General features: G+C 42.9%; 10 protein-coding genes. 1 reads left to right on the top strand and 9 read right to left on the bottom strand.

The window, feature by feature from the left end; genetic code table 11:
* The first annotated feature begins 171 nt into the window (after window positions 1-171).
* On the top strand, window positions 172-711 hold the full coding sequence (locus G9Q97_RS22660; protein ID WP_166151210.1) for an outer membrane beta-barrel protein: 540 nt from the start codon (window positions 172-174) through the stop codon (window positions 709-711).
* Between the two features lie 72 nt (window positions 712-783).
* On the opposite strand, the gene argJ is transcribed toward G9Q97_RS22660, so the two are convergent.
* From argJ to G9Q97_RS22615, 9 genes are all read right to left on the bottom strand, one after another.
* Window positions 784-1,995: a bifunctional glutamate N-acetyltransferase/amino-acid acetyltransferase ArgJ gene (argJ, locus tag G9Q97_RS22655; protein ID WP_166151209.1), complete on the bottom strand. Its 1,212-nt coding sequence runs from the start codon at window positions 1,993-1,995 to the stop codon at window positions 784-786.
* A gap of 13 nt (window positions 1,996-2,008) precedes the next feature.
* Entirely contained in the window at window positions 2,009-3,052 is a 1,044-nt protein-coding gene (gene argC, locus G9Q97_RS22650; RefSeq protein ID WP_166151208.1) for an N-acetyl-gamma-glutamyl-phosphate reductase, read from the bottom strand.
* Window positions 3,042-4,244: an aspartate aminotransferase family protein gene (locus tag G9Q97_RS22645; protein WP_166151207.1), complete on the bottom strand. Its 1,203-nt coding sequence runs from the start codon at window positions 4,242-4,244 to the stop codon at window positions 3,042-3,044. Before G9Q97_RS22645 ends, argC begins: the two co-directional genes overlap by 11 nt.
* Before the next feature lie 2 nt (window positions 4,245-4,246).
* Window positions 4,247-5,071, bottom strand: coding sequence for an acetylglutamate kinase (argB, locus tag G9Q97_RS22640; protein WP_166151206.1), 825 nt, complete (start codon window positions 5,069-5,071; stop codon window positions 4,247-4,249).
* A gap of 188 nt (window positions 5,072-5,259) precedes the next feature.
* Entirely contained in the window at window positions 5,260-6,024 is a 765-nt protein-coding gene (locus G9Q97_RS22635; RefSeq protein WP_166151205.1) for a PhzF family phenazine biosynthesis protein, read from the bottom strand.
* A gap of 15 nt (window positions 6,025-6,039) precedes the next feature.
* Window positions 6,040-7,491 carry a TrkH family potassium uptake protein gene (locus G9Q97_RS22630; RefSeq protein WP_166151204.1) on the bottom strand — a complete coding sequence of 484 codons (1,452 nt, stop codon included), beginning with the start codon at window positions 7,489-7,491 and terminating at the stop codon, window positions 6,040-6,042.
* Between the two features lie 2 nt (window positions 7,492-7,493).
* On the bottom strand, window positions 7,494-8,840 hold the full coding sequence (gene trkA / locus G9Q97_RS22625; RefSeq protein WP_166151203.1) for a Trk system potassium transporter TrkA: 1,347 nt from the start codon (window positions 8,838-8,840) through the stop codon (window positions 7,494-7,496).
* A 110-nt stretch (window positions 8,841-8,950) separates the two neighbouring features.
* The gene (locus G9Q97_RS22620) at window positions 8,951-10,951 is read right to left on the bottom strand and encodes an alpha-amylase family glycosyl hydrolase (RefSeq protein WP_166151202.1); all 2,001 of its coding nucleotides are present in this window, start codon (window positions 10,949-10,951) and stop codon (window positions 8,951-8,953) included.
* A gap of 344 nt (window positions 10,952-11,295) precedes the next feature.
* Window positions 11,296-12,723 carry a Ca2+-dependent phosphoinositide-specific phospholipase C gene (locus G9Q97_RS22615; RefSeq protein WP_166151201.1) on the bottom strand — a complete coding sequence of 476 codons (1,428 nt, stop codon included), beginning with the start codon at window positions 12,721-12,723 and terminating at the stop codon, window positions 11,296-11,298.
* Window positions 12,724-12,734 lie beyond the last annotated feature (11 nt).

Below are 12,734 nucleotides of genomic sequence, written 5' to 3'. Positions count from 1 at the left end.
ACCATTATTCATTGACTTAGCGAAGCTACCGTTTAAAATTAATTCTCCTCCATTCAAATTCTACAAAATACTGCATCATTAGGACCTCAAACCTCAAAAAAGGGTACAAATACCCATTTTTTCGTATCTTTAAGTTTACGTAATTAATATTTACATTTTTGTACCTGAAAAATGACCAAACCATTCATTATAGCGGTGCTTTTATCGCTGCTTTCATGGAAAAGCATGGCACAAGAAGGCGTAAACCAAATAAATATCGGGTTCGATGCAGGGATAACCCTGAACGAATATTATCAGACTCAATTCCCCGCAGGTTTTGGTGCGTCCTTAAAGGGACTTTATGGACTGGGGTTAAACGGCCAGGTTTCCCTGACTGGAAACTACCTGTATTTTCCATTGGACCCGGCTTATGTTTTACCGGCTGGTGAAAATCTATCACTTCATCTAATCCCGGTTTTGGCCGGTTACCGGTTAAATTTTGAACCTTTTTTCTTCGAACCCCAATTGGGTGGCACCCTTTTTATCAACCATTACAAAAACGAACCCAATACTTATTCAGAAAGTAATTTGGAATTCACTTTTGCTGCAGAATTGGGCTATATATTTAACAATGTAGAGTTGGGGATACGTTACCAACATGCAGGGCCTGCTCCTTTTCAATTGGCTTTATTGGGCATTCGGGCAGCTTATATACTTCCTATAGGGCTTTAATTAATTCCAATAAAAAAAAGCCGGTAGAAATATATCCCTACCGGCCTTAGCATTTTAAGGGTTATAAAAAAATCAGGTCGTGTACACAGAATTGAACATGACATAATCGGTGGTAAGGTCAGATCCCCAGCCCACTGCCTCTTGCTTACCGGTGTTGAGTTCCAGGCGGATTTTAACGTGGGATTCCCTTAGCAATTTTTTCATGTGGTTTTTGTCAAAAGAGGTGGGGTTACCCCTTTCCAATACCAATACCTGATTGTTTGCATCTCCAAGGTATAGATTGGCTTTTTTGTAATTAAAACTTATGCCAGCATTTCCACAAGCAGCAATGATTCTTCCCCAATTCGGGTCCCTGCCAAACATGGCTGTTTTCACCAGGGTAGAATCCGAAATGGCCCTGACCAATTTCATGGCAACATTTTCAGATATGGCCTTGCAAACTTTGTACTCAATAAATTTAGATGCTCCTTCTCCATCGGAAACAATCAGCTTCGCCAGGTGAATCAATATCTCCTGTAATTTTTCCTTGAAAATCAGAAACAGGGGATCGGTCTCGCTGGTCACTTTTTTGTTTCCTGCCATACCATTGGCCAATATGGCTACCATATCATTGGTAGAGGTGTCTCCGTCCACCGTTATCATATTGAAAGAGCGATCAACACAATATTTAAGTGTCTTTTGCAGGAGCTTTTCATCAATGGCAATATCGGTAGCCAAAAAACTCAGCATGGTGGCCATATTGGGATGGATCATTCCTGATCCTTTGGCAATCCCACCTATAGAAATGGTATTTCCTTCCCATTCAAAATCCACAAAGCCTTCCTTGGCAAAGGTATCAGTAGTCAAAATGGCATTGGCCAGAAAAGAACCTGCCTTGGTATCATTGGATAATTTGGGAACGGTAGATTTTATCCCTTCCACGACTTCATCTGTCGGAAAAGGTTCTCCTATCAACCCGGTAGAAGCTACAATCACATCATCGGGCGAAATATTCAGAGCCTCTGCCACGGTATCTGCCATGGCTTCGGCTCCTTTGCGACCCTGCTCGCCTGTACAGGCATTCGCATTTCCCGCATTACATACAATCACCTGAGCTTTATTGTTTTTCAGATTTCTTTTGGTCACCTTTATGGGCTCAGCCTGCACTTTATTTTGAGTTAAAGTAGCCGCAGCCGCAGCCGGTACTTCAGAATAGATCAAAGCCAGATCCCTTCTCATGGATTTGATCCCCGAGTGGGCTCCCCAACACTTGATCCCCTTTACACTGGTAATATTTTTTATCATTCTTTCTATGCTTTTATGGTTGCATGGGTACCTGATTCAAACCGGTGGATTCCTCCAATCCCAGCATGAGATTCATGTTGTGTACGGCTTGTCCGGCAGCCCCTTTAACCAGGTTGTCAATCACAGTCACTACAATCGCTCTTTTGGTCCGGTCATCCCAAAATGGATAAATATCGGCATAATTGCTTCCCCGAACCTCTTTGATGGAAGGGGCCTGATTTCTTAGCCTTACAAACGGCTTTTTGTTGTAAAAATCCTGATACATTTTATCAAGTTTTTCCTGATTCATCGCTCCTTCTACACTAATGTAGGCTGTTGCCAATATACCCCTGTCTACTGGTAATAGATGTGGGGTAAACTGTAAATAAACCGATTTTTTCAGTAAAAATGAAAGCTGTTCCTGAATTTCCACCGTATGCCGGTGATTGCCAATACCATAAGCTTTAAAATTATCATTGACATTTGAGAAATGCGTGGTATTACTGGCTTTAACCCCCGCACCTGTGATTCCTGACTTGGCATCAATGATTGCTCCTTTGGCATCCACTTTCCCGCTTTGAAACAAAGGGGCAAGGCTCAAAATAGAAGCTGTTGGATAACAGCCGGGATTCGCCACTAAGGTAGCCGACTTTATGCGCTTTTCATGCAATTCTGGCAAGCCGTAAACAGCCTGTTCAAATCCCCTGGGGTATGTGTGGCTTTTTTTGTACCAGTCCTCATAAACCTCCGGAGTTGAAAGCCTGAAATCTCCAGATAAGTCGATGATTTTTACTCCCGAATCTTGCCAGCGTTTAACAAATTCCATGGAAACTCCATGTGGCAGGGCCAAAAAAATCACATCCAAACCTGCCACATCCACCTCATCCGCACTGATCAGTGTAAGGTCTAAAATTCCTGAAAATTGTGCGTGAAGATCAGAGAATTTTTTCCCCTGATGAGATTCAGAAGTGATACTGACAATCTCTGTTTCCGAATGATTAACCAAAATCCGGGCCAGTTCCGAACCCGTATATCCAGAAGCACCTATGATACTGGTTTTATATTGTTTACTTTTCATTTTGCTCTACAGAAATTATGATTGCTTTTAATTTGTCCAAAAACTTCACCAGGTCCTCTTCAGGAATATTAAGTGGTGGGACCAGGCGCAACACAGATTCTGCGGTGGCATTGGCAATGACGCCATCATCCATCAGGGCTTTCACAATGGGCGCAGCAGGTCGGTCCAACTGAATGCCGATCATCAATCCTATACCTCTTACTTCCTTGATCATAGGGTGATCCTTTGACCAGGAACGGACGATGCTCATTAACCAATCCCCTTTGTCCTTAGCTGCCTGACAGAGGTTTTCATCCAGGATGGCTTTGATGGTAGCCAGCGCAGCAGCCGACGCAAGTGGATTGCCACCAAAAGTAGTCCCGTGGTCTCCATAATCAATGGCTGCACCAACTTTTTCGTTACAAAGGAAAGCTCCTACGGGCATACCGCTACCCAGGCCTTTCGCCAAAGTCATGATATCCGGCTGAACGCCAAAATGATCCTTGGCAAAAAGATGGCCTGTCCGTCCAATTCCACATTGAATTTCATCAAAAATCAGAAGCACATCATTTTCATCGCATAATTTTCTTGCAGCCTGCAGATAGGCTTTTTCGGCTGGGATAATACCTCCTTCTCCCTGGACAGGTTCCAGTATGACTGCAGCGGTATCTGGCGTAATGGCATTCTCTAAAGCCTTGATGTCATTGAAATCCACTTGCACAAAACCGGTAGGTATGGGTGCAAACCCTTTTTGATATTTTGCCTGTCCGGTGGCAATGGTCGCCAGCGTCCGTCCATGAAAAGAGGTTTTCATGGAGATGATCTCTCCTCCTTTTTTCTTCTTGGAAGCATACTTTCTCGCAACCTTAATCGCTCCTTCAACCGATTCTGCCCCACTATTGGTTAAAAACACATGGGATAAACGACTAAGATCTACCAATAATTTACTAAGTGCGACCTGAGGAGGACTCACAAAAAAATTGGAAATATGCATCAATTCTCCTGCCTGATCCCGGATAGCACCCACGACCTTAGGATGACAATGTCCCAGATTATTTACCGCAATTCCTGCAAGCATGTCAATGTATTCCTTTCCATCCGCATCCCAGACCCTGCTACCCTTTCCTTTGATAAGTGCTAACGGGAAGCGCTTAAAAGTAGGTAAGTAATGTTTTTTATCTTCCTCATATAAATATTCATTCGAAATCTGCATGTTTATTGAGTTATGGTTGTTCCTATAGTTCTTTGATTGATAATATAATCTGAAATCTGATCGGGCTGTGTGCCATTTAAAATGACGGCTTTCTTTACACCTGCTTCTAAAGCTGCCACACAGGATTCAATCTTTGGGATCATCCCACCTTTTATCGCTTTACCATAATATTGTGGAATGGTTTTTAGATTGACTTCTTTCAGAATAGAGGCAGGGTCCGGGTAGTCCTGGTAGAGGCCATCCACGTCTGTGAGTACAATATAAGCATCTACTTCCATAGCTGCTGCAATTTTTCCTGCAAATACATCCCCATTGATATTGAAATCATTGCCTTTTTCGTCTGAAGCAATACAGGTAATCACAGGGGTAAAACCATTATCAAGTAAAATTTTTAACAACAAAGGGTTTACGACTTTTACATCTCCTACCTGCCCAAGGTCCACCTGACTCTCTTCACCCGCCTCATTGCGTGCCAGGTGCCATCTTTTTTGCGCTATGGCCAGTTTGCCGTCCTTTCCGGAAAGGCCTACTGCCTGCAAGCCCTCCCGGTTGAGCAAATTCACTAATGAACTGTTTACTTCCCCTTTCAGTGTTTTTTCTATACAGCTCAATGCTTCCGGGCTGGTATGTCTGTGGCCATCAAAAAATTGTGATGTTATACCTGCATCTTCCAAAGATTTGTTGATAAAAGGACCTCCTCCATGAACCAAAATCACCTGGACGCCATGATTTTGCAAGGTTTTTATTTTTTGGGCAATGGCTTCTTTTAATTCCTGGTTGACCATTGCATTCCCACCATATTTGATGAGAATCTTTCGGTATTCCATTATATTTTAATTTGGTTGAAATTAGATTTAAAAAAACATTGCAAAATAAAAAAGCAATAATTATACCAAGGAAAAAAATTTATATCGAAAACAGGATAAAAAATAAATTGATTAGAATATTTTTATCCATTATTCAAATAATCAAAAACTTAAAAAAATTACTGACATCCTGTCATCAGGAAACATCTTTATTTTTCGATCTCATAAGTACCCGTCAGGATAACCTCCTCTTCTGCCATTTCAACGAAAAAGCGCCCACCTCTGGGACTCAACTGATGGGCGGTCATGTTTTTCTTATTCAATTTTTCTGACCAATAGGGCACGAGAAGTGCGTGGGAAGATCCGGTAGCATGATCTTCCAGTTGCTGCACATGTGGCACCAGGGTCCTGCTTACAAAATCAACCTGATCCCCTTTGGCTGAAATAGCATAACCAAAAATATCCGACTGTCTCAGCCTGACAAAATCGGGGCGCATTTGGGCTACTGCCGCTTCGGTGTCTGTTATGATCAGGTGCTTGTTGGCTGTTTTATACATTTCCAAAACCGGGATTCCCAGGCCGTCGAGAATAGCTTGGGGAGGATTTATTCTTTCAAGAACAGGAATCGCCTCCAGATGCAGGGAAAACCTGTCCCCGGCAACCTTCACCACAATAACGCCTCCCTGAAAATGAAGCTCAACTTCACCCGTAGCATTTTTTAGTGCCAGAAATATACCTGCAGCAGCTGCACCATGCCCGCAAAGGCCAATTTCTTCATCCGGTGCAAACCACCTGACGTGGTATTTGCCTTGGATATCCTGAAACAGGAAGGAGGTTGCGGGCATGCCAATTCCGGAAGCTTGCTCCTGCATTTCCTTCTCGTTCAATGCAGTTGGGGAACGCACAACAGCGGCAGGGTTTCCTCTAAAACCCAGCTCAGGTGCAGTGAATACAGCAATTACGGTCGGTTTCATAAGTTTGTATGTATTTTAGTTGGCACGCCAAAAATAGGGAGTAAACAATACCAAAATGGTAAAAAGCTCCAGTCTTCCCAATAACATCAAAAAACTGAGAAATAATTTCGCAAAGGGAGAAAAAAAGGCAAAATTATCCACTGGACCCACACGTCCAATGGCCGGCCCCACATTTCCTAAAGAAGTAGCCACAGCACCAAAGGAAGTAATGAGATCATAACCGGCAATTGACATCACAATAGATCCCAAAACAAATATCATGAGGTACAGTAATAAAAAATTCATGATATGGGTTATGACTTTTCCAGTGACCCGCTCTCCATTGATTTTTAATGGCACCACGGCCCGGGGATGCACAATGCGCTTGAATTCCAGGGTGGAGTTTTTTACAAAAGTCAGGTGCCTGATAAACTTGATCCCTCCACTTGTAGAACCGGCGCAGGCACCAATAAAAAGCATCATAAAAAAAATGACCGTCAAACCATTGCTGTAAGCTGTATAATCTGCCGTAACATAACCTGTAGTAGTTATCAGGGAAACTACCTGAAACATGGCTTCCCTTAAGATCTTCTCCGGATTGCCTGGTACCAAATAATAAATGGCCATCGCAATACCAATAATTAAAGCCAATAGTGATATCAAATAAGCTCTAAATTCATCACTGGCCCAAATCCTCTTAAACCTGCCTTTAAAGGCAAAATAGAGAAGCGTAAAATTCGTGCCTGCCAGAAACATAAAAAGGATGGCTGTATATTGGATTAGGGGATTATCAAAATACGCCATGCTTGCATTTTTGGTAGAAAATCCCCCTGTTGACATGGTGGTCAGCGCATGATTCATGGCATCAAAAAACGACATCCCTTCCAGGTAATACAATACCACCAGGATAACCGTCAATCCTACATATATGTACCAGAGCCGCTTGGCCGTTTCCCTAATCCGGGGATGAACTTTATCAGACGTAGGACCTGGTGATTCAGCAACAAACAGCTCAATCCCCCCAATTCCCAAAAGAGGGAAAATCGCCACCGTTAAAACAATGATTCCCAGGCCTCCTATCCATTGGGTCATACTCCGCCACAATAGAATTCCTTCCGGAAGTTGCTCAATATCAGTTAAAATAGTTGCACCAGTGGTGGTAAATCCTGATACGGTCTCAAAAATAGCATCAGCCACTGCGGTAATACTCCCACTAAAAATATATGGCATCATCCCAAAGACAGACATAATGATCCAACTCATGGCCACGATCATGTAACCCTCCCGCTTTCTGATATTTTGATCCTGCTTGGCAAAGGAATAAAAAAATGTCCCCCCTACAACGAGACAAATCAACGAGGAACCAATTAGCGTCATCTGGTCACCGCTTCGGTAATAATAAGAAAATGCAATACTCGGGGACATCAGGACTCCAAGGAGCATCATCAGCCCTCCCATTACTTTTAGAATAGCCTTGTAATGGATCATGGTCAATTAAATAGTTTTTCCAAAACGGGCTTGGCTTCAGGGAGGGCCAAAACAATGGCTTTATCATTTAGCTTTAACTGGAATTCCCCATCAGGAATAAACACTTCCTCCCCCCGGATTACACCCGCAACTATAGCTGAATTTGGGAAATGAAGGGCTTTAAGGTTTTTCTTGGTCAATCGGTTATTTTTCGTTACCAGATATTGTACAAATTCTGCTTCCACACCATGAATCCCCGACACAGCTTCTACCTTTCCTTTGGTCAGGTAGCGGCTTACGTGATTGGCCGCCACCAGTTTTTTATTGATCAGGGAATCCACCCCTATGCTATGCGAAATATGGATATATTCCCGGGTATCCACATGGGCTATGGTTTTATATACACCATGGTTTTTGGCACTCAGACTGGTAATAATATTTGTTTCCGAGCTATTGGTCAAAGCCAAAAATCCGTCCATGGTTTCCAATCCCTCCTCTATCAGTAGATTGATGTTTTTGTAATCCCCATGAATTACCAGGGTAGCATCCAACCTTTCAGCCAGCCATTTACAGCGTTCTTTATCATTGTGGATAAGGGTTATACCATAATCATGTTCCAATTCTGTCGCTGTAGAATAGGCCAGATCATCCCCCCCGATCAGCATCAGGCTATGTATGTCTTTCTCCTTATGCCTCACCAAATCTTTTACAGTATCTACAGACTTGTTATTGGATATGAAAAAGACATGGTCATTATTTCGGATATAGGTATCCCCCCTTGGAATGAGGGTCCTGTGGTCCCGTACGATGGCAATGATACGAATATCTTTAAATATAGGATCAGTAGCAGCATCCGACAGCTTTTTGTTCACCAATGGTGAATTGTATTCCAGGGTTATTCCCACCACGCTCAATTTACCCCCTTCAAATTCGATAACATCAGAAAAAGTAGAGCGTTTTATCAAACGCGAAATTTCCTTGCTGCACAGCATAGATGGAGAAATAATGGAATCTATGCCCAGGTTTTCGAAGTATATTTTATTTTCAGGATATAAATAATCGTGGTTTCGAACCCTGGCGATTACCTTCCTTGCACCCAATTGTTTGGCCAAAATGGCCGAACAAATGTTCGTCTTTTCAGAGGTAGTGACCGCCAGCATGAGTTCAGCATTATGGATATTGGCCTTCTTCAGGATATCTATGGAAGCAGAGTCCCCCTCAATAGTCAGTACATCTAGTCGGGACCCAATATTGTCCAGAACATCTTTGTCCAAATCGATCAAAATGATGTTCTTGTTTTCGTAACAAAGCTGTTCCGCCAGGTGGTACCCCATATCTCCTGCTCCCGCAATCACAATATTCATTGCCATAGGCTAACTTTCTACAATCTGGTCACAATATTAGGTAAAAAAGATGCAAGACCAATACTTATTTCTTAATTTTCCAATATTTTGTATTTTCGCCAAATAAAAATTGGAAATCAATCGATTCTCTCAAAAACCAAGGCAGTCCTGTTGGTCATATAAATGCTGAGCATCTGATTTTGGTCGGTAAAGTAAGTCATTTTACCATCAATTCTTCCAAATCCGCCAAATTGAGGATCATCAGAATTCAAAATTAGCCTGTATTGATCCATCGCAGGTGCTCTGAACTTGTAATCGGGAATGGAATCCTGGGGATTAAAAGAAACCGCAAATAACAGCTCGTTTCTCCGATATATCAATACCTTGTTTTTGGGATCAGCGTGGAGTTGCTCAGCGAAAGGGCTGGGAAGGATGCGATGCTTCTTTAACATGTGAACCATGGCCTTATCCCAGTTTTCCAAAAATCTGTATTTGAGTTTTGGGTCTTTAGCCAGGCTCCATTGCCTGCGTGCGTATTGAAAACTCCAGTTATTGCCTTCTCTGGGAAAATCAACCCACTCGGGGTGTCCAAATTCATTTCCCATAAAATTGAGATATCCTTCACCCCCCAGACTACTGGTAAAGATCCGGAAGAGCTTATGCAAGGCTAGCCCCCGGTCAATGATGATGTTATCATCTTCAACCTGCATGTGAAAATACATTTCCTTATCCATCAGCCAGAAAGCAATGGATTTATCACCCACCAGTGCCTGATCGTGTGATTCTGCGTAGGCAATGGTTTTTTCTTTATACCTGCGGTCACTCAATTCCTTCCAGAATTCCAAAACATCCCATTCCTCATCCTGCTTTTCTTTTAAAGTCTTGATATAGAAATCCGGAATGCCCATGGCCATGCGGTAATCAAACCCAACTCCTCCTTCTTCCGGATTCCTGCACAATCCAGGCATGCCACTGACTTCCTCTGCAATGGAGATGGCTCCGGGTTTAACCTCATGAATAAGCGCATTGGCGAGTTGCAAATATATGATGGCATCCCAATCCACATCTTTATGGAAATACTTCTCAAAATGGTCAAAGGTGATTAATCCATGGTGGAAATACAGCATGGAAGTAACCCCGTCAAATCGAAAACCATCAAAATGAAATTCTTCCAACCAGTATTTTAGATTTGAGAGCAAAAACCGCTTAACCTCCCATTTGCCATAATCAAATAATTTGGAGTCCCATACTTCGTGATAGCCCCTGGGGCCGGAGTGAAAATAGTGGTGGTCCGAACCGTCAAATTCGTTGAGTCCTTCGGAAACATTCTGAACTGCATGGGAATGTACCACATCCATGATTACGGCCAGGCCCATATCATGGGCTTTATTGACCAGGTACTTTAACTCTTCGGGCGTACCAAACCTGCTTGAAGGACAGAAAAAATTGGATACATGGTATCCAAATGAACCGTAATAGGGATGCTCCATTATTGCCATCAACTGAATAGCATTGTATCCCAGTTTTTTTATCCGGGGCAAAATTTTATCGGCAAAATCCAGATAGGTTCCAACGGCTTCCTCTTCCTGCCCCATGCCTACATGGCACTCATAAATAAGTGGTCCCTCTTTCTGATAACGCATAAAAAAATCATGATCGGTCCATTCAAACGGCCGGTCAGGAAACCAGAGTTGCCCTGAAAAGTCCTTATTGGCCTCATCCTGAACAACCCGCCTGATATAGGCCGGAATACGGTCCCGGGCAGTACCTCCTCCCTGCACATGAACTTTGATCAGGCTTTGATGAACAAAACGATCCTTATAGGATTCAAAAGGCAGAAAAATCTCCCAACCCCCCCATTGGTTTCTTTCCAGTGGATGTGAAGACCGGTCCCACTCATTGAACTCTCCGATTAAAAACAAGGCATCGGCCTCCGGTGCCCATTCCCGGTAAACCCAACCGTGTCGATGGGGATCGAAATTAATTCCAAAATACTCATGGCCACTGGCAAATGCGGAAAGACTTCCGTCCACATTCACCAACTCCTCTCTGGCCAATTGAAACCTTACCCACCTTTGATATATTTCTTCCTTGTAATCTTCCAACCAGGGGTCTTCTTCAACTATCTTTAATTTCATCTGTTTATAATTTGATTTTTAGCGGTCAGATGGAATCTCGCAATGATAATCATCCCACTGTGTGACGTACTCGTCCTGCTCGATTTCATGTGTCTACAATTTGTTCTTTAATGGCCACATAGCCTGCCCCGATCCTTAATCGGGAGAATCTCGCATGGTTGTTAGTCCTCCCAGTATGTGACGGCTACGTCATGCTCGATTTCATTTTTGTATATTTTTATGCGGTGAGATAAAAACTCGCATCATGCACAATTATACCCACCTGTGACCTTTCAGCCAGCTCTATCTGCCTCGGCCAGGATCAATTTAATTTCTATTTTAGACCTGATAATCCTCCAATTCAATCAGGGAACTACCGGAAAACCCTCAGATTTCCAAAGATCGATTCCCCCTTCAAGATGGTAAACATTTTTAAACCCGGCATCCATCAGCTGTTCGGCTGCTTTGGCACTTCTACCTCCTACCTTGCAATACACCAAAACGGGTCTCTCTTTGTTAAGATCAAGTTCTTCTATTTTTTGTTGAAAACCTTCTTGCAGAAAATCAATATGACTGGCACCGGTAATGATCCCTTCATCTACTTCTGCCTGCGTACGAACATCCAGAACCAATGGATCTATTTGGGCCTCTGCCAAAGAAAAGGTCTGAGGGTCCAAGCCAATTACCCCTTCATTTTCTTCGTCGAAAGTGAAGTTTTCAAGATTTTTTCCAGTATTGAAAGGATTGATCCTGGTATAGCTTGACTTTTCAAATACTACCTGATACCTGCTATCCCACCTTTGATCAGGAATGTAGTAGTCCGTACTTATCAGCTGAGCTCCGCTTTCGAATGCTTTATCCCTTCTCTGGGTGTCATTGGCTCTGGCTTCCTGCGTATCGGAATCCGCCCTTGTTCTTACCAAATATCCCTTTTCCACCAAGTCCCTGATCTGTGCTTGCTGGCGTACAGGATCATTGAGAATAAAGATCCCTGCCATAGGATGGTCTTCGGATACGGTCACAAAAAAAACACCAGCCTCCCGGGCCTCCAGTGAGGATAAATATGCTTCCTGCTTCTTCGCTTTTTCATCAAGAATCCAGATAAACTTACCTTTGGCATCCTCAAGTTCGGGCCAGCCATTTGTAGCTATTGCCGTCCTCAGGTCCGGCTGACTACCGGTTACATCTGCTGGTCTGATTAACTTTTCCTTTCCCAGATGATAAAAAATGACCTGATCCAATGCCTGGAAAGCCTGTTTGTCAAAAGGAAGTGCCTCGGTCAGACCCTTTTCCGGATAATTCTGATCCTTGGCATTCAGGGTAATAAAAACAGGGAGATGGTTTGGATGTAGGTCTGACCAACTTTTTAATTCTTTCAGGTAATCTTCTAACAAGGGATGGTGACTTCTGTAGTCAATATCCTGCACGTGAAAAACCTTAAATCCGGGGGTGTCAAAATCCGGATCAATTTCTTCCCCGGTCATCTTTAATCCCAAAGGCTTACTAAATCTTCCACCTTCCGGATCATGGTATACATCCAATTCTAACAAACGCAAGCCCATATCTAGTTGCTGCCAAATGCCTGGATGGCTGTAATCCAGGCTGGCAGCCAAACCGGGGTTTTCTGAACTGATTTGATCCATTATGACCTGGGGAATAGCTTTCTTGTAGCTATTGTGGCTTCCAATAAATTGTAAATGATTGATGCTAACAGGTTCCGGCAGCTCAGTTGGCTTTTGTCCACATGAGCAAATGATAGAAAAAACAGCAAAAACAAGGAGTCTGAAATACATTTTATCCGTAT

Source organism: Cyclobacterium plantarum (genome assembly GCF_011290685.1).
GTDB classification, from domain to species: domain Bacteria; phylum Bacteroidota; class Bacteroidia; order Cytophagales; family Cyclobacteriaceae; genus Cyclobacterium; species Cyclobacterium plantarum.
Note: the sequence above shows the minus strand (reverse complement) of the source record. Positions and strands in the feature narration are given on the sequence as shown.

What these genes read in the sequence shown, in the direction of transcription:
- G9Q97_RS22620 (WP_166151202.1), bottom strand. Translation starts at nt 10,951, where the DNA reads ATGAAATTAAAGATAGTTGAAGAAGACCCCTGGTTGGAAGATTACAAG.
- argC (WP_166151208.1), bottom strand. Translation starts at nt 3,052, where the DNA reads ATGAAAAGTAAACAATATAAAACCAGTATCATAGGTGCTTCTGGATAT.
- G9Q97_RS22635 (WP_166151205.1), bottom strand. Translation starts at nt 6,024, where the DNA reads ATGAAACCGACCGTAATTGCTGTATTCACTGCACCTGAGCTGGGTTTT.
- G9Q97_RS22645 (WP_166151207.1), bottom strand. Translation starts at nt 4,244, where the DNA reads ATGCAGATTTCGAATGAATATTTATATGAGGAAGATAAAAAACATTAC.
- G9Q97_RS22660 (WP_166151210.1), top strand. Translation starts at nt 172, where the DNA reads ATGACCAAACCATTCATTATAGCGGTGCTTTTATCGCTGCTTTCATGG.
- argB (WP_166151206.1), bottom strand. Translation starts at nt 5,071, where the DNA reads ATGGAATACCGAAAGATTCTCATCAAATATGGTGGGAATGCAATGGTC.
- argJ (WP_166151209.1), bottom strand. Translation starts at nt 1,995, where the DNA reads ATGATAAAAAATATTACCAGTGTAAAGGGGATCAAGTGTTGGGGAGCC.
- trkA (WP_166151203.1), bottom strand. Translation starts at nt 8,840, where the DNA reads ATGGCAATGAATATTGTGATTGCGGGAGCAGGAGATATGGGGTACCAC.
- G9Q97_RS22630 (WP_166151204.1), bottom strand. Translation starts at nt 7,491, where the DNA reads ATGATCCATTACAAGGCTATTCTAAAAGTAATGGGAGGGCTGATGATG.
- G9Q97_RS22615 (WP_166151201.1), bottom strand. Translation starts at nt 12,723, where the DNA reads ATGTATTTCAGACTCCTTGTTTTTGCTGTTTTTTCTATCATTTGCTCA.